Origin of the sequence: Shewanella cutis, assembly GCF_022410515.1 — a bacterium.
GTDB classification, from domain to species: domain Bacteria; phylum Pseudomonadota; class Gammaproteobacteria; order Enterobacterales; family Shewanellaceae; genus Shewanella; species Shewanella cutis.
The window spans coordinates 120,226-143,283 of the sequence record NZ_JACSDI010000007.1 but is presented as its reverse complement, the minus strand read 5'-3'; the positions used below and the strand labels follow the sequence as shown (position 1 = coordinate 143,283).

At 47.5% G+C, this 23,058-nt stretch carries 37 protein-coding genes; 16 read left to right on the top strand and 21 right to left on the bottom strand.

From position 1 onward, the window contains the following. Positions 1-6: 6 nt before the first annotated feature. From H9J30_RS11930 to H9J30_RS11845, 18 genes are all read right to left on the bottom strand, one after another. On the bottom strand, positions 7-1,509 hold the full coding sequence (locus H9J30_RS11930; RefSeq protein WP_240131232.1) for a hypothetical protein: 1,503 nt from the start codon (positions 1,507-1,509) through the stop codon (positions 7-9). Between the two features lie 6 nt (positions 1,510-1,515). Continuing rightward, positions 1,516-2,109, bottom strand: coding sequence for a terminase small subunit (locus H9J30_RS11925; RefSeq protein WP_240131231.1), 594 nt, complete (start codon positions 2,107-2,109; stop codon positions 1,516-1,518). Beyond that, positions 2,106-2,372: an HP1 family phage holin gene (locus H9J30_RS11920; protein ID WP_240131230.1), complete on the bottom strand. Its 267-nt coding sequence runs from the start codon at positions 2,370-2,372 to the stop codon at positions 2,106-2,108. The genes H9J30_RS11925 and H9J30_RS11920 overlap by 4 nt, the downstream gene beginning before the upstream one ends. Further along, positions 2,347-2,640, bottom strand: coding sequence for an Rz1-like lysis system protein LysC (gene lysC, locus H9J30_RS21750; RefSeq protein ID WP_427915913.1), 294 nt, complete (start codon positions 2,638-2,640; stop codon positions 2,347-2,349). Before lysC ends, H9J30_RS11920 begins: the two co-directional genes overlap by 26 nt. A 323-nt stretch (positions 2,641-2,963) precedes the next feature. Further along, positions 2,964-3,455, bottom strand: coding sequence for a lysozyme (locus tag H9J30_RS11910; protein WP_240131228.1), 492 nt, complete (start codon positions 3,453-3,455; stop codon positions 2,964-2,966). Continuing rightward, positions 3,455-4,060, bottom strand: a complete 606-nt coding sequence (locus H9J30_RS11905; RefSeq protein ID WP_240131227.1) for a Gp49 family protein — start codon at positions 4,058-4,060, stop codon at positions 3,455-3,457. Before H9J30_RS11905 ends, H9J30_RS11910 begins: the two co-directional genes overlap by 1 nt. Positions 4,061-4,463: 403 nt before the next feature. Continuing rightward, positions 4,464-5,015: a hypothetical protein gene (locus H9J30_RS11900; protein ID WP_240131226.1), complete on the bottom strand. Its 552-nt coding sequence runs from the start codon at positions 5,013-5,015 to the stop codon at positions 4,464-4,466. 19 nt (positions 5,016-5,034) lie between these two features. Next, entirely contained in the window at positions 5,035-5,247 is a 213-nt protein-coding gene (locus H9J30_RS11895; protein WP_240131225.1) for a hypothetical protein, read from the bottom strand. A gap of 216 nt (positions 5,248-5,463) precedes the next feature. Further along, positions 5,464-5,844: a hypothetical protein gene (locus H9J30_RS11890; protein WP_240131224.1), complete on the bottom strand. Its 381-nt coding sequence runs from the start codon at positions 5,842-5,844 to the stop codon at positions 5,464-5,466. Positions 5,845-5,846: 2 nt separating this feature from the next. Beyond that, on the bottom strand, positions 5,847-6,107 hold the full coding sequence (locus H9J30_RS11885; protein ID WP_240131223.1) for a hypothetical protein: 261 nt from the start codon (positions 6,105-6,107) through the stop codon (positions 5,847-5,849). Further along, a complete protein-coding gene (locus tag H9J30_RS11880) occupies positions 6,100-6,681 on the bottom strand; it encodes a hypothetical protein (protein WP_240131222.1) in 582 nt (193 codons plus the stop codon). Before H9J30_RS11880 ends, H9J30_RS11885 begins: the two co-directional genes overlap by 8 nt. Before the next feature lie 89 nt (positions 6,682-6,770). Then, positions 6,771-7,388 carry a single-stranded DNA-binding protein gene (ssb, locus tag H9J30_RS11875; protein WP_240131221.1) on the bottom strand — a complete coding sequence of 206 codons (618 nt, stop codon included), beginning with the start codon at positions 7,386-7,388 and terminating at the stop codon, positions 6,771-6,773. A gap of 24 nt (positions 7,389-7,412) precedes the next feature. After that, positions 7,413-7,850, bottom strand: a complete 438-nt coding sequence (locus tag H9J30_RS11870) for a hypothetical protein (RefSeq protein ID WP_240131220.1) — start codon at positions 7,848-7,850, stop codon at positions 7,413-7,415. A 1-nt stretch (position 7,851) separates the two neighbouring features. Further along, the gene (locus tag H9J30_RS11865) at positions 7,852-8,187 is read right to left on the bottom strand and encodes a hypothetical protein (RefSeq protein ID WP_240131219.1); all 336 of its coding nucleotides are present in this window, start codon (positions 8,185-8,187) and stop codon (positions 7,852-7,854) included. Next, on the bottom strand, positions 8,180-8,920 hold the full coding sequence (locus H9J30_RS11860; protein ID WP_240131218.1) for a replication protein P: 741 nt from the start codon (positions 8,918-8,920) through the stop codon (positions 8,180-8,182). Before H9J30_RS11860 ends, H9J30_RS11865 begins: the two co-directional genes overlap by 8 nt. Continuing rightward, positions 8,917-9,732 carry a hypothetical protein gene (locus H9J30_RS11855; RefSeq protein ID WP_240131217.1) on the bottom strand — a complete coding sequence of 272 codons (816 nt, stop codon included), beginning with the start codon at positions 9,730-9,732 and terminating at the stop codon, positions 8,917-8,919. The genes H9J30_RS11860 and H9J30_RS11855 overlap by 4 nt, the downstream gene beginning before the upstream one ends. A 310-nt stretch (positions 9,733-10,042) precedes the next feature. Continuing rightward, positions 10,043-10,414 (bottom strand): hypothetical protein, encoded by a 372-nt coding sequence (locus H9J30_RS11850; protein ID WP_240131216.1) that lies wholly within the window; start codon positions 10,412-10,414, stop codon positions 10,043-10,045. A gap of 2 nt (positions 10,415-10,416) precedes the next feature. Next, positions 10,417-10,632 carry a hypothetical protein gene (locus H9J30_RS11845; protein ID WP_240131215.1) on the bottom strand — a complete coding sequence of 72 codons (216 nt, stop codon included), beginning with the start codon at positions 10,630-10,632 and terminating at the stop codon, positions 10,417-10,419. A gap of 282 nt (positions 10,633-10,914) precedes the next feature. Here H9J30_RS11845 and H9J30_RS11840 point away from each other — a divergent pair, with 282 nt between their 5' ends. Next, positions 10,915-11,361 (top strand): hypothetical protein, encoded by a 447-nt coding sequence (locus tag H9J30_RS11840; protein ID WP_240131214.1) that lies wholly within the window; start codon positions 10,915-10,917, stop codon positions 11,359-11,361. 26 nt (positions 11,362-11,387) lie between these two features. Here the strand turns inward: H9J30_RS11840 and H9J30_RS11835 are convergent, their stop codons facing one another. From H9J30_RS11835 to H9J30_RS11825, 3 genes are read right to left on the bottom strand one after another with little or no spacing between them, the layout of a single operon-like run. After that, on the bottom strand, positions 11,388-11,684 hold the full coding sequence (locus tag H9J30_RS11835) for a hypothetical protein (RefSeq protein ID WP_240131213.1): 297 nt from the start codon (positions 11,682-11,684) through the stop codon (positions 11,388-11,390). A 3-nt stretch (positions 11,685-11,687) separates the two neighbouring features. Next, positions 11,688-12,182 (bottom strand): hypothetical protein, encoded by a 495-nt coding sequence (locus H9J30_RS11830; RefSeq protein ID WP_240131212.1) that lies wholly within the window; start codon positions 12,180-12,182, stop codon positions 11,688-11,690. Positions 12,183-12,202: 20 nt separating this feature from the next. Further along, the gene (locus H9J30_RS11825; protein ID WP_240131211.1) at positions 12,203-12,508 is read right to left on the bottom strand and encodes a hypothetical protein; all 306 of its coding nucleotides are present in this window, start codon (positions 12,506-12,508) and stop codon (positions 12,203-12,205) included. Between the two features lie 857 nt (positions 12,509-13,365). On the opposite strand from H9J30_RS11825, the gene H9J30_RS11820 reads away from it, so the two are divergent. The 15 genes from H9J30_RS11820 to H9J30_RS11750 all read left to right on the top strand — a co-directional run bounded on the left by H9J30_RS11820 (position 13,366) and on the right by H9J30_RS11750 (position 23,045). Next, on the top strand, positions 13,366-13,758 hold the full coding sequence (locus tag H9J30_RS11820) for a hypothetical protein (protein ID WP_240131210.1): 393 nt from the start codon (positions 13,366-13,368) through the stop codon (positions 13,756-13,758). Then, positions 13,752-14,090, top strand: a complete 339-nt coding sequence (locus H9J30_RS11815) for a hypothetical protein (protein WP_240131209.1) — start codon at positions 13,752-13,754, stop codon at positions 14,088-14,090. The genes H9J30_RS11820 and H9J30_RS11815 overlap by 7 nt, the downstream gene beginning before the upstream one ends. A 184-nt stretch (positions 14,091-14,274) precedes the next feature. Next, a complete protein-coding gene (locus tag H9J30_RS11810; protein WP_240131208.1) occupies positions 14,275-15,513 on the top strand; it encodes a PD-(D/E)XK nuclease-like domain-containing protein in 1,239 nt (412 codons plus the stop codon). After that, a complete protein-coding gene (locus H9J30_RS11805) occupies positions 15,510-15,887 on the top strand; it encodes a hypothetical protein (protein ID WP_240131207.1) in 378 nt (125 codons plus the stop codon). The genes H9J30_RS11810 and H9J30_RS11805 overlap by 4 nt, the downstream gene beginning before the upstream one ends. Next, complete coding sequence (locus H9J30_RS11800; RefSeq protein ID WP_240131206.1) at positions 15,884-16,756, top strand: hypothetical protein; 873 nt, start codon at positions 15,884-15,886, stop codon at positions 16,754-16,756. Before H9J30_RS11805 ends, H9J30_RS11800 begins: the two co-directional genes overlap by 4 nt. Positions 16,757-16,814: 58 nt before the next feature. Beyond that, a complete protein-coding gene (locus H9J30_RS11795; RefSeq protein ID WP_240131205.1) occupies positions 16,815-17,381 on the top strand; it encodes a 3'-5' exonuclease in 567 nt (188 codons plus the stop codon). Between the two features lie 84 nt (positions 17,382-17,465). Further along, positions 17,466-18,731 (top strand): hypothetical protein, encoded by a 1,266-nt coding sequence (locus H9J30_RS11790; RefSeq protein WP_240131204.1) that lies wholly within the window; start codon positions 17,466-17,468, stop codon positions 18,729-18,731. A 95-nt stretch (positions 18,732-18,826) separates the two neighbouring features. Continuing rightward, positions 18,827-19,042, top strand: a complete 216-nt coding sequence (locus H9J30_RS11785) for a hypothetical protein (protein ID WP_240131203.1) — start codon at positions 18,827-18,829, stop codon at positions 19,040-19,042. 2 nt (positions 19,043-19,044) lie between these two features. Beyond that, positions 19,045-19,368: a hypothetical protein gene (locus tag H9J30_RS11780; protein ID WP_240131202.1), complete on the top strand. Its 324-nt coding sequence runs from the start codon at positions 19,045-19,047 to the stop codon at positions 19,366-19,368. Then, positions 19,358-19,834, top strand: a complete 477-nt coding sequence (locus tag H9J30_RS11775; RefSeq protein ID WP_240131201.1) for a zinc-finger-containing protein — start codon at positions 19,358-19,360, stop codon at positions 19,832-19,834. The genes H9J30_RS11780 and H9J30_RS11775 overlap by 11 nt, the downstream gene beginning before the upstream one ends. Then, entirely contained in the window at positions 19,831-20,544 is a 714-nt protein-coding gene (locus tag H9J30_RS11770; RefSeq protein ID WP_240131200.1) for an ASCH domain-containing protein, read from the top strand. The genes H9J30_RS11775 and H9J30_RS11770 overlap by 4 nt, the downstream gene beginning before the upstream one ends. Continuing rightward, positions 20,541-20,852, top strand: coding sequence for a hypothetical protein (locus H9J30_RS11765; protein WP_240131199.1), 312 nt, complete (start codon positions 20,541-20,543; stop codon positions 20,850-20,852). The genes H9J30_RS11770 and H9J30_RS11765 overlap by 4 nt, the downstream gene beginning before the upstream one ends. A 33-nt stretch (positions 20,853-20,885) precedes the next feature. Then, positions 20,886-21,740 (top strand): hypothetical protein, encoded by an 855-nt coding sequence (locus H9J30_RS11760; protein ID WP_240131198.1) that lies wholly within the window; start codon positions 20,886-20,888, stop codon positions 21,738-21,740. Positions 21,741-21,832: 92 nt separating this feature from the next. Beyond that, entirely contained in the window at positions 21,833-22,474 is a 642-nt protein-coding gene (locus H9J30_RS11755) for a phage N-6-adenine-methyltransferase (RefSeq protein WP_275679608.1), read from the top strand. Between the two features lie 109 nt (positions 22,475-22,583). Further along, positions 22,584-23,045 (top strand): hypothetical protein, encoded by a 462-nt coding sequence (locus H9J30_RS11750; RefSeq protein WP_240131197.1) that lies wholly within the window; start codon positions 22,584-22,586, stop codon positions 23,043-23,045. Positions 23,046-23,058 lie beyond the last annotated feature (13 nt).

Here is a 23,058-nt window from a genome sequence, read left to right as displayed (position 1 = left end):
ATCTCACTAATAGCCGGTTAACGAATCCGCTGCTGCGGTTTGTTCTGATGTCTGTCTAAGTTGCTCTGTGCGCTCATAATCAACTTCGCCTTGCGCGCCTTGGGCGAGGTACTGCAGCGCATCGTGTGGATGCGAGTATTTGTTCTTATCGGCAACGCTGGTGTAACGCGCATCGCCAGCCACTTGAATACGGCGCAGCTGATAGCCACCGTTAAACCCTTTGCGCAGGGTTTTACAGTCGGCGCTCATTTCAAAGGCGCATTGGTTATCGATTTTTTTGGTTAAGAAGAAGCGCACCGCCTCCCAGCGATTCTCCGGTTTATTGGATGTTGTCGCGTAAGCGGTGATGCCGTATTCCATATTGATTATTTCAATCGGGCTGTTTTCATCGTTGCCCGATTTACCCCAGCCTGACGGGTCGCAAAACGCCTGCATATCGGCTTTGCTGTAGGCGGGGAACTCGCGCTTAAGCTCAGGGACAAGGAAATCCATAAAGCTGCGCACGCCCATGTTTTCGCTAACGTACTCGCGCAGAACGCGCAACTTACCGAGTGGCGTTAGATGCCCAATAATCGCAGCTGGTGTCCGACCAAAGTCGAAGCCTATTAGCAAATCACCGTGCGACTTAATGGGTAACAGCTTGTTATTGTTGATGTGTAAAACATCATTCCACTGGCCCTTATAAATTGGCTGGCCTGTCGCAACTGTGCCGTACTGGTTTGCAAGGTTAATCTTGATCCAGTCATCAGCTTTACCTTGCACCTGATTGATGTAGTATCCATCCGGCAGGTTGGCGAGGTTTTCTGCATTTGGGTTGGCAATCCATTTAGTGACCGCATGTTCACCCTTACCGACAGTCACCTCGATAACACCACCTGGCTGGCGTAAAAAAAGCCACCCTTCTGGATGGCTTTCTTCTGCTAACTCGTAATACCAGTGATCATCATCTGGGGCGTTGGTATCCCCTATCATCCCGTGCCAACTGGGACCACCTTCTGCCGCGCTTGGATAGCGACCATGACGACCGTCGCACATATCGACAATGGCCTTCGATAACTCTTTAACTTCGTTCAGCCAAAACCCTGTTACCTGCAAACCCCTTAGCTTACGCACTGCATCGGGTCTATCGAGCGCCAAGAAAACCAGCTCAGCCTTTACTCGGGTGCCATCTTCCAGATCAAAATCTAGGTAATGGGTCGGCGGGAAGTCTTGGTTAAACTTCCCTAGCTGGCAGTCCTCGTTGTGATATAGGTCGCACCAGTCCTTAATCGTTGTACCCTTGAGATCAGGATAGGTGTTACGCACCGCAACGAAACGCGATTTACGAACGCCAAACGAATTGGGCGCTTGTTCGCACATCTGGTCAAATACGCGCATGGCGCTGCCGTAAGTCTTACCGGAACCGATAGGGCCCATGATGAAAGTGTTACGGCCTCGAGCTGTAATATACTGCTCAAGAACATCGCCCTGAGCAGCGACATGGAATTCATAAGTTGTTTGCTCTGACACACGCTGTTACTCCTCCTGTGCCTTAGCCTTATTTCTTCCGGTATAGCGACGAACAACCACTTTAGGCCGCTCGCTCACTTCCACTTTATCCGTCCAAATCTTGTGGTACTTACCAAGCAATTCAAGGGCTTTCATCTTGTCCCATTGCTTAAACTTCTTGGTAAATCCGACTTGTTCACGGTCATCACCCACGCCTTCAAATAGCTCGTCAATCTCCATACCAGCACAGGCACGGCGACAATGCTCAGGCCATTCGTTAAACGCTTTAACGCTGCCGTCCTCGTTGTAGATGCCCTCCATGTCCGCAAAGGCGACGACAGCAACCTCTCGAATAATGCGCTCAACTGTAACGCCAGCAATCTCAAATAGATTATTGATATGCCAGTCAATTGCATATTTTACATGTGGACGGTTGTACATCTCCCAACCTGTTTTCTTTGGCTCTTTGGCCTTGGAGCCAGCGCGGATCATCGCATTGGTTTTGCTTTGATCAATCAGATACTCGGCAATAAACTTGCGTTCCATATCCGTGTATTTGTGATAGCTCCAATCAAATTTAGCTTTTTTGGGTTTGCTATCTTCGTTAGCTTTATTCGTCATTTACCGCTCAACTCTTTAGCTAAACGCGCCTTGGCTAACTCAGATTCAAGCCGAGTAAGCTCAGCCTCGCGCTTATCCTTTCGCGCGTTATAAACTAAGTTGACGATGAACGTCAGCAATGCCAGAAATAATCCACCCCATAGCGCCAAGTCGTTCACAGTAAAAGCGCCTCCTGCTGCAGTAGTGATAGATGCGCCATAACTGGCCGCTGCAGTCGCTTTTTGCGAACTCATGTCACTAATGGGTTGATGTAGATTGTTCATTTGCCTTTGCCTCTCGCCAGTCTTTCAGCGCTCTCCAGTCGATATTGCATCGCTTGATTGCGCCTAAGAGTGATACCGAGTAGTTAAAAAGTTGCAGGTTTGTTTGGACCATGTACTTGGGGATCACGCATTCGCTCATGAGTTCCGGCGGAGGCAGTACATAAACCGTTTGCGTTACTGTCACCGTGCGCACAATTGGCGGAGTATTCGAGCAACCGATTAAGCTCAACAGGCACACTAGCAACAGCCCATGCTTTAACAATGTCATCAGTCGAATCCTCAATCACTGCCTTGGCTTTGGTTTGTGTACTGACTAACTCACTATCAACCGCATCGCGGCCTTGCTCGCGCACAGTGAGCGTTTTAGCAGTAAGCGCAGCATCCAGCCGCAATCGCTCCTTCTCAACCTCAGCAGCTTTAAGCTGCACTGTTGCGTTGTCCAAATCGGTTTGAATCACGGCCTTGGCCGCAATTTCATTGGTTAAGCTGGTGTTCGCTGCAGATAACTGGCCTGCCGTTACTGCCCACATAGCGCCGCTCACAATCACGGCAATAGTTAGCAAGGCAATCACCGCCATCGCAAAGTTATCTTTAATGGTTTGAAACATGGGTAAGCTCCTTTAAGCACAATCGCCGTTCTGCTTCACGGCGATTAACAAGCCCTTGTAGCTTTTTGCCTTTGGCATAAACCCACTTAGGCAATTCATTGCACGCGCCAACACGGTCGCCACGCAGCAACTTCTTTCTTAACGTCGAGTCGCTAAAATTCTGCGCGCCAACGTTGTACATAAAACTGAGATACGCCGCGCGCTCGCTATCCGTAATGGGCACGCGCACTAGATTGGCTAACTGGCGGTCAAACACTTCCAGATCATCAGCTAGCATCGCTAGACATTCTTGCTCGCTAAAGCGCTGGCCTAATTCCAACTCTGGCCCAGTCTGACCAAAGCACGCGGTTACAATGCCAACTGGATCAACGTAAGTGCCCAGCTCTAAACCTTCGTGTTGCGCAATAAAAACGCCTCCCGTCACCACTGCACCAGAAAAGCCAGCAGCGAGAAGGAAGGCGCGGATTTTGGACATCACTTCACCCACATACCTGGCGCGTAAGAATCACCGGCAGGCGTGACGAATTGATCGCCAACCACTTCACCACCGCCAAACTTTTCAACCAACTCAGGCCAGTTAGCGCCGTTGAATCTGATGCAGCCGCAATCTTTTAGGCGCCAATGCAAGCACTCGATATAATCTTCCATTGCAGCAGATTGACGGCTCAACAGTAAGCGAACGCGACTATCTAACGACTTAAATTTGTCGCTTTCGATAAACCCATTCAACTTGACCAGCTTAGCCATTAGCTCGTTGTACTCAATGATTATGCGGTCTACATAATCAGTAACCGGAGCAATTCCATTGACTTCTTTAGAAAGGCAATAACCTTCCAGCTCCAAAAGTTTTTCTTTGGCTTGCGCCATAACTTTTTCAATAGCGTACTTAGCACCAAGGTCTGCGTTAAACTTGCGCGGATCGGCGCAGCCGCTAATTGCCGTGGATAAGGTGAACATAGAATCACCGATAGGCAGCAAGGCAACTGCTACGGTTGTCGTCGTTCCTTCGACAATGTGGGTCTTGCATTCGACAGTGGCGAGTAACGCCTCAATCATTGCGGAGGTAACGGTCTTAATCATCACGGAGTCCTCGGAGTCCAGAAACAAAAAAGCCCCAGCGGATGCTGAGGCTTTAATGTGTTTCATAATAAAATGGGTGTTAAGTACCGGAATCGAACCGATGTAATCCGTTCACTTCCACCGAGTGCATTGCGCAATGACTATTGGTGGTTAGCGCTCTTAAGCCATCGTCACGGATGCATAGCCACTCTGCCAACTTAACAAATCTGAACAGAATATTTATACCAAGTGCCTTGAAGCATTTACTCATGAATTTTGTTCACGCTAGCCATTATAACAACTTAAGCTTGCAATAAACACAAAAGCCACCCCGAATGATGGCTTTGATGTGACGTGAGCGATAAGCGCACTAATCACAGGATAGAAAAATCATATACCCTCGGATTTCTATGTCAACAGTAATTTAAGGTCGATACGTAACCATGCCCTGCAATCTCTGCTTAAGTGCCGCATTCTCAACCGTCAATTGCCCAATCCTAGAGCTATCAGCAAACGACTTACCCTGCAGCTCGCTAACTAAATCCTCGAGAGCCATGATGTAAGCTTGGGCTTCAATCGATTGTTTGCCTGCACATACGCTTTCTTCATACTCGTCGCAAAGCCGCTCGAGTGACTTTTCTGCACTTTCAACCTGTTCGAAATCTGCCGCGAGTTCTGGCTCAGCTTTCAGCACTTCTGCGCGTTGCAGATCAGCAATGCGCAGGCCAAGCGGAAGATTGTTCAGGTGAGTGATAGCCTCGTCTAGTATCATTGAGCCACGGCGTGACTGAGCATAAAGCCACGCCGAAAGCATTTTCAAATTCGCACCATAATCATCAAGATAAATGCCAACGATTTCTCTTGATGCAGCATCACATTCAGCAGTCGTCACGTCGACCAATTTCATCTCAAGGATGGCGTTTTTGATTTCACCGACACGAGCGTTAAGTAGTTTGAGCCTTTCTTTGCTATCCATAAATCACCTTCAAAATTTATCAGTTAAGTGAGCAATTAGCTTTAATTTCATAACCCGCATCGACCAACAGCGCGCAAATCCCCTCAATGCTGGTCGTAGGGCATTGGCGCGCAATCGCGGCCATGGTGTTAATCTTCGCTTGGCGATTGCTGCACTCGTGACCTTCACGTTGACGACGCGATAGCAACTCGAATGCTTCTCGTTCTTCTGGCGTTTCTGTGTAGCTGCTCATGCTGTCACCCAATCTTGATGGTTAAAAACGAAAAGCAAAAAGCCCAAGCGCAGGAAACTAAAACCCAATAGAACGCGCCCAATAACCGATACCTGAAAGACTTAGAAAATAACCCTTCATTTAAACCGCCAAACGTCGTTACGAAGCACAGAATGCTAATCCAAAGGCAAAACAGGAAGCAGCCAAACCAGCCGATAATTGATAAAAATTGCATATTTACCCCCAGAATTTCCACCAAGGACGTTTAATTTCAATTGACTCAACAGGTTCAAGCTTAATTTCCACCATAGGATGCTGATCATCGGTTCTCTGCATCGCCTCGATGACCATTTTCATCTTGTCGTTAGCTTGTGACTCACGGGCTTTTATTAACGACAACTGAATTTCTCGGCCTTGTTCTTTAGAGAAAACCGTGTGCAAGGCATGCCCGTCCCAAACATCGGTGATAGATAGATTTGGATTAGTACGCCAATAGGTAACTCGTGGTGAATTGACGTGATAAAACGTATGCGTTTCAAAAACCCACTTCTCAGGCTCGTTACGCAGTGACTCACAAATCTTTTTCACTGTGTCAGCCATTAAATCGAATCTGCTCATACCTACCTCCAGCGGTTAGCGCGGTTGCGCTTGCGGTCTGATTTGTTGCGGCTCTTAAATCTGTCATCGACCATTACGTACGGCTTATATGGTTGAACAGGATCACCAAGAAAAACCCCTGTAATCTCACCGTGTTCAGGCTTTATGTCGCTAATATCAGCCACGGTTACCACCGCATTTCTTAGCTGTAACGTCATTAACGCCCTGCTCAGCATTGACTTGCCAACGCCAATTGGCCCGATAATCACGATATTCTCATCCATTAACCACCTCGCTTTCCGCTTCAACCATTCTTAAAACCTTGGACGCATACTTCGCCGCTTCGCCTTCTTGCTGATACAGCTCGTCGATCGCTTCCATGTAAACGTCGTAATAAATCTGGCTGAATTGCTGCTCGCTGATTTTCAAGCCTGATAGCGCGTTAAACTGCGCTGCCATCTGCTTAACGGTACGAACGTTTTTAATCCCAGAACCTTGACACGCGCGACAAGGGCGCAAACGCGCATCAATCGAGCCAACGCCATTACACTTGGGGCAACGGTGCGCACTGCAAACCTCTGTCACCGCCATAAACGCCAGCGCCTTAGCTGCTTTTGGATGAACGTTTCGCGCCTCAAATGTCGCGGTTAGCGCATAAGCCAACTCTGCGCCGCTGTTGTGATTGCCACCAATCTTGGCCTCGAGCACTTTCACCCCAATCGGGTTAACGTGCTGCACCATGGCAATCACGCCTGCAGCATCTTCGCGGCTAAAGATGCCCTTACCGGCTGCGACTGGCGCTATGCTTATCGCTTGCTGCGACGTTAAACAAAACAATCTTTCAATCGATACGCACATGCGTTGTTCTCCAAAGTCTCGACAAGTCTTAGCGCCTTCTCACCGCGCGCTCTTTCACTCAAAACAAAATAACCTTTTAAATCAATAAATTAAAACGGAATATCATCATCCCACCCTTCATCGAGGTCAGGCGTAAAATTCTGCTGCGGTTGTTGCTGATATTGCTGCTGTGGAGTTGGTGCCGGTCTTTGTTGTGGCGCAGGCCGTTGTGATGGCTGTTGACTTGGGGAATAAGCATTCTGCTGCTTTGGTTGATACGCTGGTGCCGATTGCTGCGCAGGTGCGCGGTATTGCTGTTGGTGCGCAGGGTCTTGATAACCGCTATTGCCCTGCCCTTGACCTTGCGCTTGAGACTGCCCAGTTGGTTTTGAGCCAAGCATTTGCATTGAGCCGTGCATATCGACCACGATTTCAGTTGTATAGCGGTCTGAGCCATCTTGCGCTTGCCACTTACGCGTTTGCAGCTTGCCCTCGATATAAACCTGTGAGCCTTTGCGCAGATACTCTCCGGTAATTTCGGCTAGCTTTCCAAACATCGTTACACGGTGCCATTCTGTGCGCTCTTGCTGTTGCCCTTGCTGGTCCTTCCAGCTTTCGCTAGTTGCTAAACTGATGTTGGCCACTGCATTTCCTGACGGCAAATACTTCACTTCTGGGTCTTGCCCTAAGTGTCCAACCAAAATGACTTTGTTAACGCCTCTTGACATAACTTTCCCCTTATCCGTTATCTGTTATCCGTGTAGCGCGATTAACGCAGCATCGCGCGTATCTTCGTTAGTGCGCCCACCTTGCCAGCCCGTTAGCTTGCAAAAGTAGACGTGATTTTTTTTCGCCATCATCTTCACTTCGCCCTTAAGCGGTTTAACCAACTGCACGTCAATGCCCTTGCTATTGAGCATTTCTTTGATGAGGCTTGCAGTCGCTTTCACTTGGCCGACGTTCTGCGAGATTTTGCGCATCGCTGCTGGCCCTGTTCCTGCTCTGTGCTTCACACCTGCCCAGGCGTTTACATCTTCCAGCTTGACGATGATTTCGTTATCCGCTGCGAGTGTTGTGATGTACTCAATCAACTCAGGAAACGGCATTTTCTGCATCGAGCTAATTTTGTTGCGGATCACGATGGCGACGCCGCTAGCTTGTAAATCTGGGTCGATACCGATAATTAACATTTCACATTCCCCTGTAGCTGCTGGCTAAATCGTGTAGAAACTTTTTGGCGTTGTAGCGACCTTCTCGCCCACCCTCTGAAAACAGTCTTTCAAACTCGAGTGATGCCCAGTGTTTTAAGTTGTCTGGTATCCAACGCATTCGGCTTAAAACAAATTTCTTATCAGAATCGCCACCTCGACAGTGATAAAACAGCGGGTATTGCCTAATCGGCCTAACGTGCTCAACTCGCCTTGCTAACTCGTTTAAACTGGGTTCATCATTCGCCGCCTTAGGCGCATTCACGAATGCGTACATATCTGGCGCATCATCGGGTAATGCTTTAAGCGGTCTAGCCATGGCTCATAGTCCTTAAGCGACTGTTGGCTTTACGTCGTCTAAACGCTTCGCGGCGTTTGGCTTTCAACTGCACCTTGAGCACACGAATTTCAATCGACGTTCTCGCTACGCGCTTGCCGATCTGCGCTTCAAAATCCTGATTGAATTGGCGAGGCTGGCCTTTGCGTTCAAGTAACTTGGTATCGCGGCTTGGGATAAACTCGCCGCGCGCTTGCTTTGCGCTGTATGCACGCATGTGTGAAGTGAATAGCGCCAAAGCTTTGTCTTGCGGAAGTTGATTGCGGCATTGGTACGCGCACTTAAGACGTGCAGCGTGCTCTACGTCAGTCAGTGGCTTCTTGCGCTCAATCATCCGATTGAATGCCTCAAGCACATCGACATCGGATAACTCGCTTGGATTGCACCACTGGATAAATTGGCCTGAGCTTGGCATAAACGGGCTTGGGTCTAACTGAGCGCGCTTAATGCCGAGTTCGATTTGCTCAAGCGTTCTGATGCCATGTTGTGCAAATGCAATCGTCCAAGACTTCTTCCATTCTGCAACAGCGCCTCTGGCTGACAGTGCCTGCTTGTGCGCTGGCTTGACTGCAATCAAGCGCTTAAGCACTTCGTTTACGATATGCGCCACAGGGCTGTTAGGACCAAGCTGCACCGATGGGCTTTGTGCTTGCTGCTCGTTGATATACTCAATCGCACGGCTTTGCAGTTGGCTTAGCGCTAATGGTCCGTTCATTGGTGATACTCCATGTCAGGTATAACCAAACCATTCGCCCAGCTTGTGTCGTCCAAGTCATCCAATGCCCGATTTGAGTTCAAAAAATCGGTTTGGCGATTAGCAAGCCACGTATTCACAAACTGCAAGATTGCCGTTTTAGGTTTGAGCTTTTCAGGATTGGCATCAAACCAGCCAATCATGTTCCTCAGCTCTTGCTCGCTGTCTATGTTCGGATAGAGTTCTTTGAACCGCTCTAGCTGTTCCGGCTTGATAGCGAAGAAACTACCACCTAGCAGCGGCAAGCCAATCGCGCTTTTTGCGATTTGCGCTGCTGTTTGTTCCTGTTCATGATCATGTTCTTGATCTTGGCTTCGAAGGGGCTTGCAAGGGGCTTCTGAGGGGCTTGTGTTTTTCACGGGCTTTTCTAGCCCTAACACCTCCCAGTAAAGTCCAGCAAACTCTTGTTTTGCTTTGCTTTCTGGTAGTTCGCCAAACTCCCTTTTAATCGCTTTTACTCGGTTATCTTTAGGGCTTAAATTCTCGCCAACCTGAAACTTGAGCATGTTCTTAACGAACACTGTGTCAGTAGCCGCGTCAAAGGTGCAAAACCCCCCTTCTAAGAGGCTTGCAAGCCCCTTCGAAGCCCCTTCGATACTCAACCCAGTCTCGTAAGCCATGTACATGATTGGACAATGAAAAACGCCAATCATCGTACTGTGCGGACTGGTCATTAAGTACATCGCTAGGAGTTGCGCCTCAGGTTTACCACGTAATTCCTTGCCAGTTTTACCGATCCAAAAATGAGGCTTAACCACGCTATATTCACGCATAAAACACCCCTTCATAAGGGGTTCTTATACCCCTTGCTAAGCCCCTTCGAAGCCCCTTCGAACCACCTTTAAAACCCCTTGATAAGGGGTGAATAACTGCTAAAGTTAACAGTCCAAAAAAGGAAATAAGTAAGGGAATGCAATGGGACAAGAGCACAAAATTAACTGTGAAAAATGTGGGCAGCAGCAGAGCTATGGCAACCACAAATATCACCTGACTAAAAACCACAGGTACGGCATGATGCTCTGCGATATATGTGTCGCTGCTAACCACGACGGCTTTAGGCCAGAAGATGAGGAATGGCTTCATTTAATGTGCCTTAAATACAATCGTGAGCCACCGGAACAAGACGAATTGGGCTTCTTTCCGTTCGAATGACACCCGCTTGTCGAAGTGAGCAATCGCGTCATATGGCTTAATCGTCTGAATCTCGATATGTAAATAGCAACGCAGCCAGATAAGGTGCAGCACGCGCCGATGCAATAACGTCATCATATTTTCGACGCGATAGTAGTAATCAAACTTAGGCTTCCAATACGCCTTGATATCTTTATGGGTGATACGCGCTGGCTGTCCTATGGATGCCGTCAGCGTGTACCCTTTCTTACCTGTCTGGCGTAACTGCGCGTAATGTGCAATCACCTCAGGTTGTTCAAATTGGTGATTTGTTCTTTTATCCATGATTAGCCAGCCAGTGACTCAGCTTGTTCTACAGACTCAGCACCTTCTTTATTCAGCGCTGCTTGGATTGCAGTAGCCTTGCTAAATGAAGGCTCAGGGATGATCCCTTTTGCGACTCGGTAAACGTAGTTAAAGCTGAGGTCATGCTTTACGCAGAAAGCATTCAACTCACCTGGTTTCTCAAGCATTTTTTTCAACTGTTCTTTAAAGTCAGTCATCTATCACTCCAATATCATTTCACTAAAGAAACTTTACGAGTGATGATAGCTTATAAAGTTTCATATTCGCAACTAGATATATGCTTTTAAGGAGTAAAACAATTGCAGAAAGTCTGTATGATTCAGATTTATTGAGATTTTTTTGGAATGTAATGCGGTGAAATAGTTACTTATTTGGTGGTTTATAAGTATATTGCCTAGCTGTTTCTTGCGTTTACGAAACTTAGGGTATTATAATAAAGAATCATTAATTCATTCAGTTTGTACGCTTGAGAGGAACTTATGTTAGTCGACGTAGTTGCTAACAATGTGGCTGATTTGCTTATCAAGCACGGCATCAGGGCCGCAGACTTAGCGCGCATGTCAGAGGAAGCTGGTCTTGATATAAACAAGACATTCATGTCTAGGCTTTTCAATATAAAGCACGACTTCTTGCTGTCTAAAGTGGACTCGTTGATCATTGTAATCAAGAGGCTTGAACCAAGCTTTAATGATCATGAAATATTCATACCTAACTTTTTCCAAGGTGAAAGCGCGGTATCGCAAAAGTTAACTCAAGATGATCTAAATGATTTATTCAAAGAAATACTGTTTGATTTAATCGATATGAATTGGTTAGACGTAAAGCAAGATGTACCAGCTCAAGTTGTTAGCGACTTTATGACGTCATCGGTTAAAAAGAACTTTCCAAATCTCCTGTCTGACACAAAAGAAAAAGCCGCTGTATAGCGGCTTTAAACTATTCAAATGCTCTTTTAATCGTTATTAACCACCAGTTTTATTGAGCTTTGTTTATCACAAAACTCGCTGCTATTTTCATAATCTTTAGCATACTGTGCGACTTTTGCTTTCCAGCTTTTGAGCGCTTGTATCTGTTTATCAGACGGTTTCATTCTATCTATTTGGCTCCGTTCCATAATTAGCGAGTGAGCTCTGGCCTCGTTCATTGATCTAATGTTAGATAGCTTCACTTGCCTATAGGCTATTAAGCAGGCTAAAACAAAGATGATCATAACGAATAGAGTCCAGTAGTGTGTCATTTGAAGGTCCATTTCTTATTCCTGTGCGTGGCGAAAATTAATGATTGAAAATGAAAGCATTAAAGCCATTAGAACCATTGGCGCCATACTTAGAGACAGAATGCCATACTTGTAAATGACAGCAAAATATTCAGTTTCAAAGATGATTCTATCTGTATATCTAACAAGCTGAATCACAGCCATGGTGGTAAAAGAAAAGCAAATAAAAACGCTAAATTTATCAAAACTAATTCTTAATTTTCTATGTGATAAATAAATTGACCAAACGCAAATAGTATCAATGATAACAAACGATAAATACCAGAGCTGGCGTATAAGTTCTGTATCCGTTTTGGCTACATCAAGCATAACCTCTGCGAGTCTTTCCATTACGAAATTAGCTAACACCCAAATAGCTAATGAGATATTTGTCGATGTAACTCTATAAAGAAAAAATGATATGCAAAGCAGCGTGAATGATATCAGCGTTTCGGCATCATCAATTTTATAGGCTAATTCCTGCCAGCTCATGGCGTCACTCCTTGACTATATTAATTCGCCTTTGGTGGCTCAGTTCCCGAGCCGTTCCCTTGAGTTTCTACTAATGGAGGCTCAGTGCCGCTGCCATTTCCATCAGTACCAACCAACGGTGGCTCGGTGCCAGAACCGTTACCCTGTGTTTCAGTATCACTCGCGGCCGCATCTAAAGCGGCTTGAGAGATGGTTACTGTATCTGTCTGCACAGTGTAACTGTCTACTTTATCAGCTTGCGCCGAGTCTTCAATGTTTTTTGTTGCTGCGATGTTACCAGATTGCGCGGCATAGGCGCCACTAATACCACTTTGATTAACTTGCATAGAAACTCCGTTATTAAAAATAAGTACATAGCCGCTTTGCGGCAATTTAATACTAGCAACAAAGTTTCGTTTAGGAAAGTTTTTCTTGACAATGTTTTCTCACACGCCTAAAGTTTCGTTATCGCAACTTTTGCTGAGTTTTGTTTCAGCAACGCTCTTTAACAGACTGGCCCATGAACGACTAAACCCGCCTAGAGCGGACTAGGTCACTCCGAGGATCACGCGGCGGAGGATAGTAATCCGCGTAAACAGACCTATACACCGCTATTGGCGACCGGACTGTTTGAGTGGGAAGAGCCCATAAGAACAGGTACTGAACGGTTTTACTGCGAGCATGACCCAAATATGTGTATAGCCCCGCCCAGTTCTGGCGGTGAGGTAAGAACACCATGCACCTGTTAAATCAGGTTGCATTGGGAAGGTGACTGAATAGTAAGACTCGACTACCTACTGAGCCAACAGTGGCGCTATAGGCACCACCCTTTAGGTAACTGGAAATGAGCGCCAGTCAGTCACCTTCACCAATGCGACTTACAAGCCAGCCTGCGGCGTCAGTAGGCATACCAACAGAGGACAAGCCCATGTGACTAACTAGCCGTTAGAAGCGGCCACTTACAAGCGCAGGTTATGACTGCGCCCCGAGTCGAGCGTAGTTCTCGAGCCAGCTTTGGATCTGGTTAGGGTTAATAAACAAGGGCCCACTGGTAAAGCAGCGCGAACGCCTGAAAGTCGCGCACCAGTTATTAGCGGCAAGATTGCGGCAGAGGACGGGTTCAGGCCGCCGGATGACGTAACCGGCAACGTTTTATCAAAGATTTTCATCGAAAGGCTTTGATAAAGCCTATCAAGGAGGACTTATGGACGACCGCTATTCGGTTTATGAAAACCAACTGCTTTACGCGCTAACCGTTGCGCTGCTCGCTAGCAAAAATGGCGACGCAATGAACGATAGCGCGGTTAAAAACTGTCTCGAATCAATCGAGCAGCACAGCTTAATCGGCCCACTCAGCGATGCGTTTGATATGCACTTCTGCCAGTTCACTGGCTATCTGTATCACTACATCGACGACAAGCTAACCGCTATCGGCACGCTGCGGATCAGCTGCTTAGGCCGCGCTCGCATTGCAAAGATTGGTGGACCAGTTCAGCACGCCATCAATACCACTGACCGCACAGTTAACTACATTGAGCGCAAAGAACGGCGCCGCGGTGTTTATCGGATTGACTTAACGGGAGCACTGCCATGTTAACCAACGCCAACGCAGCAGGTGATTACCTTGCTTCCCAGCTATCACGCTCAATCGCGCTCGATAGCGCCAAGGCCGAAGCGATAGACGCTAAAGCCGAGTGGATTGAAAACCAACTGCAGCGAGGTATTGCCGTGGAAGGACACGACCTAGACACCATTATCGAAACCGTACTCGATAACGATGGCATTAAAGAAGCCTTGAAAATCGCTTATCTGTACGGCAATCCGCACGGTATCAACGTGTTAGTTGATGCCGAAATTACCCGCTTAGCCAATGCGATAGCGCCTGACTTGGTTCAAGCGCACTTGGATAGCATGGAGGATGCAGCATGAGCGACGCGCAGCTAGAAGAAGGTAGTTTATGTCCAGAGTGTGGCGTAGGCAGTCTCGAATTTAAAAATCCTGATAGTGACAGTTATTGCAATTGTCACGTTTGCCCACCTTGCAATCACTGTGTAAGCAAAGTGCTTCACTGCGCTGAATGCAATTGGTTTGATCTTGATGAGGAATATTAGCCATGAGCAAGCTCTTTAAAATGACCTTTAACCCAATGGCGAGCGCGCCAAAAGGGACTTGCAGTATTACTTACTGCATTGAGGTCGATAGCCTGGCGGACGCAGAACGCCAAGCAGAAACCAACCTTGCCGCCGAGGGTTACAACCGTCGCCACTTTCGCCGCAATATAGAAAGTCGCTGCACGCTAGTTGAGTCGCAAGCTGTTGTTGATACGGTTGAAGCGGTCAAATACGACGATTTAATTGACCACGATAAAGGTCTGTATGCAGACGCGCTTAGCCCTGATCCAAACGCTTCAATCGAAGATGATGACCCTTTCGCCGCCTTTGCGCCAAAACCGTGGACCATTGAATCACTAAACGCGCGCTTAGAACAGTTAGTGCCAGGTGAGCGCTTAATCATCGACGACTTACCCGATGACATTTACCACGGCGCAATCGGCGTTAGCTCAAGCAAGCTCAAGCTGTTTATTGAGTGTTCACAAAAGTACCACGCCAAGTACATTGCCAAAATCATTCCGGATCCGGAGAAAGCCTACTTTGATTTTGGTAAGGCTGTGCATACCACCTTCCTTCAACCTTGGTTGTTCACCTCAAGCTACGTGCGCCAACCTGACTCAATCAAAGTGCGCCGCAGCAACGCGTGGGATGACTTTAAAGCCGCCGCTGATAGCGCAGGCCAAGTGGTACTTACCGCTGACCAGTGGGACGATATCCCTATCTTGCGCAAATCGCTTGAGTCAAACCCCAAAGCTAAGGCGCTAACAACTGGCGGCGTAGCAGAACGCAGCATCTTCACCCGCGACGTTGAAACAGGCCTGATTATCAAATGCCGACCAGACTACATGATAGGTTCGCTGATTATCGACCTTAAGAGTGATGCAAGTGCAGATCCGCGCTTCTTTGGTGCCAAAGCCAAAAAGCTTGGCTACCACATTCAAGATGCGCTTTATACCGATGTGGCTGGTGCCGATGAATTTGCCTTTTTGGTTGTCGAGTCAAGCCGCCCGTTTGTAATCACCGCGCCTGTGATACTCGATGCCGATGTTAAGCGCCTCGGTTATCTCAAGTACCGCAAAGCCATGCGCGAGCTTAAACGCTGCATGGAGCACAACGTCTGGCCAGCGTACACCGACGTCGCGGTAACAGTTGGCCTCAACGCCTTTGAAGCGCAAGAGCTTGATGCGCTTGAAAACGAGTTTTCCGAAAGTAACACCATCAATATGGAGCGTGCAGCATGAGTAGCAAGCTAGTGTTTCCAATGTTTACGCCTGTATTTGAACGTGACGGGCCTGATGGAGAGCAGATTTGTTTTGAATCCTACCTAATAGATGCAAAACAAGCACAAGAAAAGATAACTCTTTTCAAAGGTAAATATGGCGCCGCTGCAGTTGGCATGGTACTGCCATTTGCTAATCGCATAAAAGTAAGCGGATTCATCAAAGACCCAGTTTTTGAAGCGACATTCTTAGGCTTAGGTACTGACTACGAAGAATTTGAAAACGGAGTAGTGCCTTTCAGTGTTGCGATTTATCTAAAGGACGATGGACAGTTAGGCAGCGCCGCAGTCCATCGTGTTCAGTTTATCAATACCACAGAGGCAGCAGCATCATGATCAGCAATAGCACTCAGCTTAAAAAAGTCGAGCCAGAACAGCCTAACCGCTTTCTGGTTCCGGCAAACTTTCAAGAAGCCTTTCAAATTGCTGAAATGCTGTCGCAATCTGAAATGGTGCCTAAAAACTACCAGCGCAAGCCAAACGATATTGTTATCGCTATGGCAATGGGCGCAGAGCTTGGATTTCAACCGCTACAATCGCTGCAAAATATTGCAGTGATTAACGGGCGCCCATCGGTTTGGGGTGATGCGTTCCGCGCGCTCATTATTGGCTCGCCTGATTTGGTCGAGTTTAAAGAATGGTACGAAAACGACACTGCGCACTGTCTAATCAAGCGTCGCTTAGCGTCTGGCGCAGTTGTGGAGTTTAACGGCTCATTCAGCCTTGAAGATGCCAAACAAGCTGGCTTACTTGGCAAGCAAGGCCCGTGGACACAGTACACCAAGCGCATGCAACAATGGCGCGCACTGGGATTTGCTGGCCGTGATGCCTACGCCGACCGCCTGCGTGGTATCTGGCTCGATGTTGAGGCGCAAGACTTACCGCCAGAGCGCGACATTACCCCGCAGCCAGAAAAGCGCGCCGACTCACGCTTAAATCAAGTGTTAAGCGGTGCGGCAGTCGCTAATGAACAAGCGGTGATGGATCATGAGCCAGCGCAATTGCCAAACCTTGGTGAAAAGCTCGAGTGGTCGCTGCAAGACTGCACTTGCATGGATGAATTGCTAGAGGTTGGTGAGGCCATAAAAAGCGCAGTTGGTACAGGCCAGATTAGCGCCGAGCAACGTAAAAGCCTAGGCAAACTGTTTACCACTAAGCAACGCGATTTTACCGCAGTCAACCCCGAAACCGGCGAAGTCTCCTAAACCCTCTTTCCCCTTTTAACCCTTAATATGGCGGCGCCATAGCCGCCAAGGAATATCTATGTCTTTAATTCTACCCTTCGACACAGAAACCACAGGTTTGCCAGACTGGAAATCCCCCAGCGAAGCAGATCACCAGCCTCACCTTGTACAGTTAGCCGCACTGCTGGTTAACGATAAGTTTGAAATCGTTAAAGAGCTCGATGTGATCATCAAGCCAAACGGCTGGATTATCCCCGATGAAGTGGCTGCAATCCACGGTATCACCACCGAACGCGCCATGGATGAAGGCATTCCAGAGCAAGATGCGTTAGCGCAGCTCCTAGAAATGGCGCAAGGCGCGTTGCGTATTGCCCACAACAAAACCTTTGACCAGCGCATTATCCGCATTGCCACCAAGCGCTATAGCGATGAAGCCACCCAAGAGGCTTGGGCTAATAAAGATAACTTTGAATGCACCATTCGCATGTATCAAAAACAGTTTGGCGGCAAGAATACCGACTTAGCCACCTGCTATGAAAAGCTGACAGGCAAAAAACTCGAAAACGCTCACAGCGCCATGGCCGACACTAAAGCCTGTTTTGAGGTTTACAAAGCCATCGTACTAGGCGCTAACAAAGCCGCTTAATCCATACCCCACTAAACACTCATTCACGGCGCGCAGTTAGCGCGCTGTGGCTTTGCTTTATCTAAAATGAACTAAGGACCAATCATGGCCGCAAAATCCCCTAAAAATGTTCAGGCAACTGCGCCAGAACAAACCGCTAACCTACCCGTTCCGTTTGAAGAAATTACCGAAGCCAAGGCCGTAGAACTCGGGCCATTGCTTTACACTGAACCAGGCGCGTTAAAGCCATATCTTGATCACATTAAAGCCAGCGTTAACGAAGTGCCAGATCTAACCACCACCAAAGGCCGCGACCGTATAGCCTCGCTTGCTGCCAGCGTTAGTCGTAGCAAAGGAGTCGTCGAAAAACCTTGTCGCGCTTATCTTAAACATCTAAAAGCCGTGGTTAAGCCAATCGAGCAAAACATTAAAGAATTTGTTGATGAATGCGACGCTTTGCGCGACAAAACGCGCGAACCATTAACCAAGTGGGAAGAAGAACAAAAGGCTATTCTAGCGAGACTTAAAGCCAAGGTTGATTACTTTGGCGAAGAATACCAAAGCATGCTTGAAAACATGCCGAGCAACCTGCATGAGCGCGCCGACTTTATCAAAGCCGTGCTTGATGACATTAAAGCCGAGCCCGTGGGCGACGATTTTGAGTCGATGAAAGAAGCAGGCGAAGCCGCCAAAGCGGACGTTATTAGCAAGATGACACTGGCCTATCAAGCCGCGATCATTGAGTCAGACAACCAGCGCAAAGCCGACGCACAAGCCGAGCAAGAACGCTTAGCCCGTGAAAAGCAGATTGCCGAAGAAGCAGCGGCGAAAGCTAAAGCGGATGCAGAGGCGGCGGCACAAGCCAAAATTGATGCAGCTAATGCAGCCGCACAAAAAGCAATTGACGACGCAGCGGCAGAACAGCGTCAGCGAGAGCAACAGGCACAACAGGACGCAGCTAACAAGCTACGCGCGGTGCAGCTTATCAATCAATTGAATTCATTTAGCATGCAGATAAACGAAGCTCAAGACAGTAAAGCTATGCAGCAACTCGTTAGTTCAGTGTCTGAATTCAATATACCTGACGATTTAGGCCAAGAGTTTAGTCAAGTGTTAAGTGCTTATGACGTTGTTTACTGCGCTTCTTATGCAAAACTTGGTGCAATGCTACGTGCAGATGAAGAAACCAAAAAAGCCCTTCAAGTCAAAGAAGAAGCCGACCGCAAAGCCGCCAATGTTGAGCACCGCCGCGCAATCAATAAAGCCATTATGAAGCAACTTATTACCCTTGGCGCAAGCGAAGAACTCAGCAAAGCCATCATCACTGCCGCAGTTAACGGCGAGCTTGGCGCGATGACCATCAACTACTAACGCGTGACTCACTTCAACCCATTAAAAACCTAAGCGCGGCAAGCGCATAGCCTGCCGCGATAGGACTCTTATTTTTAAAGATTTGGAGAACCATCATGGCAAGAGCAAGACAATATCATCGCGGCATCGGCGCATGTGCAATCGAAGCGCCAAAGTCCGAAGGCTGCAAACGTGGTGACATTCTAGTAGGTCAAGCCACGGTTAAAGCGTTTAAACATGGTTGGGCATTGTTAGGTTCGCGCTTTACCAGCAACAAACTGCGCGCTATCGAGCACGCCAAGCGCATCGACCGCATGTTAGTAAGGGGGTAGCCATGTTTAGAGTATTTGGCATAACCCGCAGCCACGCGGAAAAGTTAGCAAAGTTAAAGGTTAATCGCGTTAAAAAGGTCGGCAAAAATAAAGTTGAATTAACTGAGGCTGAGTTTCAGCAAGCCTTAGCTGATGAAATAGCCCACCAGCTACGCACGGCCAAGCCTAAGCAACTCAGCCACGATTTATCCACCCCTAATATTTGCCGCGAATACATGAGCCTGATTAAAGAAGAAGCGCGGCTTTTAATCATGCACCGCAAAGAGGGCGAGATAAACCCTAAAACACGCAAACCTAAAATGGAGTGGGTAGTTTATGAGGCCTAATAAACACCGCTCAGAGCCGCTAACGCCTTTGGATACCCACGGCAAAACGCCGTGGAACCCAAGCCGACGCGCGCTAAAGCGAGTCAAAGACAGGGTAGAAATACCCTGTATTTGCCCCTACTGCCGAGGTCTTGTGATTATCGCGCATCACAAGGTTATTTACGGCGGTAAGCAATACGGCGAATGGCCTTGGGTTTATGCCTGCGAGGACTGCGACGCCTACGTCGGTATGCACCCATTCACTAACCTGCCGCTTGGTACGCTGGCTGATGGCGCAACCCGCAAAGCGCGCACCAAAGCCAAAGCCACCTTTAACCGCTATTGGCAATCACGCGGCATGAGCAGGAATGATGGCTATCACTGGCTAGCGCAACAGCTCGGTATCGAAAAATCAAAATGTCACATTGGCTGGTCAGATACGGCCCAATGTGAGCGGATCATTCAAGTTTGTCAGGGGGAAGCATGAAACAGCGTCCTATTATCTTCAATACCGAAATGGTGCGCGCCATTCTAGACGGGCGCAAAACGCAAACGCGCAGGCCAATCAATCCACAACCAAATCCTGACACTGAAACATCAAAGGGCGGTTATTGGTTTCCTTGTGCTGCATTTCAGTCGATGGTGCATGTAGAGGATTTTAAAAATCCACTCTGTCGCGGCATGGCGAGTGATGCTTGCCCAATTTGCTCAGTCGGCGATCAGCTTTGGGTGCGCGAAACATGGTATCAAAAAGGACATTACTGCATGCCGATGTGGGATAGCACTGAATATGAAGATGCCTTCTGGAGTGGAACAAATCAGGCAAAGTATTTTGCTTCTGATCGGATAGAAAAAGTATCACATAAATTTGGTGAGTATTTTTGGAGAAAGCGCCCATCTATTCACATGCCGCGTTGGGCTGCTCGCATCATCCTCGAGGTAACCGATATTCGTGTAGAGCGGTTAAACGATATTAGCGAGCAAGATGCAATTAAAGAAGGCTGCAACGCTATAGAAGGATGCAAATGGCACACCTTTGAAGAAGCCGATCGTGGAATACCAATGCATGACCACACGGCTAAAGATGCTTTTTGGGCTAAGTGGGAATCAATCTACGGCTACCAATCTTGGCAATCAAACCCTTGGGTTTGGGTAATTGAGTTCAAGGTGATCAGCACCACAGGCGGTGCAGCATGAACCTCCTTATCCAAGGCGGTGAATCTGCCGAGCGCTTTAAGCTGCTACTTAGCCTAACCAAAATCAAAGAGCCGATTAGCTCAGCACTCTTTGATTACTACGTTAAAGGCGTTAGCTCAGGCAACGCGGCAGAACTGAGAGGCATCAAGCACGGTAATGTGAGTCGAGGCATGGAATCACTCGAAGAACGCGCTGCCATCGTCGAAGCCATCAAACAGCTTGATTGGGAAAAGCACATTGCAAAACTCAATCAAGCCAACGCACGGATAGCAGAGCTAGAAGCGCTGCTTGCAGATACCAACAAATAGCCGCTCACTTAACTGAGACATAAGGATACTAAAATGTATGTAATACTTTACTCTGGCGGACACAGCTCAGCTTTATGTGCAATTGAAGCTGTAAGATTATATGGAAAAGAAAAAGTAATTTTATTAAATCATGATATTACTAATAAAGTAGAAGATGCTGACATTAAACGATTCAAGACTGATGTTGCTAACTACCTAGGATTGCCTATCACTTACGCAAATCATGAGCAATGGGACACAGCTACGCCAATAGATGTTTGTGTTGATGCAGGGGCGTGGAAGGTTGGAAATGGTCAAATTCTTTGCACTAATAGATTAAAAACGGCACCTTTCAAACGCTGGCTGAATGAAAATGATCCGGACAAGCAGAATATATACATCTATGGATTTGACTCATCACCAAAAGAACGAGCTAGAGCCCAACGTCGCGCCCAGATAATGGGGCTTGATGGCTATAAAACAGAATTCCCAATGATAAGCTGGGTAAAGACTATATCAGTTACGAAAGAAATTGGCATTGATCCGCCTATGACGTACAAAAGATTTAAACATGCTAATTGTATAGGTTGTCTAAAAGCCGGATGGCAGCACTGGTACATAGTTTATTGTGAAAGGCCTGACATTTGGCAAGCTGCAAAAATTGGTGAATATGAAATTGGATACGCAATACATAAAGACGATGACGGTCCTGTATATTTAGAAGATAAAGAACATCTTTTCAAAAAAATGAAAAATGCAGGTATTGAACCGACAGAGCATATATCAGCATCAAAATTCTGGTCTCAAGCAAAAAAAACAATAAATCATCTTAATTTAGATATATCAACGAGTCAGCTTGACATGTTTGAAAAGCATGATGATGGTGTTTGCTTAGATTGCATTGCTTAATTTATGAGTATCAAATTTTGCAAATAGCCGCTCACTTAACTGATAAAAATAACAGTTAAAACCTCTTAACCCTTCCCTATCGAGATAATCCTATGAGCATAAGCACCTATGCCGAATCGTTGCGCGCGCTAAAAAGTAAAACGGCTCACCGTCTCAATGAAGTCGGCGACCAATGGCGCACGCCAGACGCACTTTACTGGGGCGTATTCGCCAAGTTTGGCCCGTTTGTACTCGACCTGTTTAGCGATGGCGACAACGCCAAATGCCCTCGCTATTACACCGTTGAAGATAACGCCCTCACCCAAGATTGGACTAAGGACTTAGCAGGCCGCAAGGCGTTTGCAAATCCTCCGTATTCCCGCGCCAGCTACGAAGATAAACAAGCCATCACTGGTATGCGCAACATTATCGATAAGTCGATGACTGAACGCGACAAGGGCGCCAAGTTTGTTTATCTCATCAAAGCGGCCACATCTGAAGTCTGGTGGCCGGAAGAAGCAGATCACATATGCTTTATCCGTGGTCGCATTAGCTTTGACCTGCCAGAGTGGTTTATTCCCGCTGACAAAAAACAGGAATCATCAAGCGCCGGATTCGCCTGTGCGATTGCGGTATTCGATAAAACGTGGCGCGGCGAGCGTATGAGCTATGTCAACCGCGATGACCTACTCCGCGACGGCCAAGTGATGCTCGATATGATTGCAGCGGCGGCGAATAAACAGGAGGCAGCATGAACGAACCTGACGACAGCGAAGAATCGCGCGGAACGTGGGCGATGATCGGCATTGTAGTAACGCTATTTATCTTAATGATTTACCCAGTGCTTGAGGCTAAGGGGGTGATATGAAGATTACAGACGAAGAACTGATGCAGTGCATTTGGCAAATGCAGTTGCGCACTATGGTTGTTGGCATGCTGATTTATTACGTAGGCAATCGCTACGGGGTGATAGCTGAAAAAATCGGCTCTGGTTTATGCTCAACATCCCGCATGAGCATAGTCCAGCGCCAACATTTAACCAACGCAATTTGTAAAAACCAGTTGCTATTCCGCTTACGCGACTTGGCCCGTCAAAAGCTAATCAAAATGGATAGCTTCTCATTCTACATTGACAGCCACGAAGCGCACGAAGCCTACCAGCTTGCGCGTCAATGGTGGATAGATAATGGCGTCCCAACTGGCTACGACAGCGAGCGCAACTGCATGCTCTGCGTCGAGCTACCAAATTACAACACCATGGTTGAGCAGTGCCTAGCGCACCTCAACCACCACTTTAGCAAGCAAGGCTTACGAGGTGCGGCATAAAGCCTAGCCAATG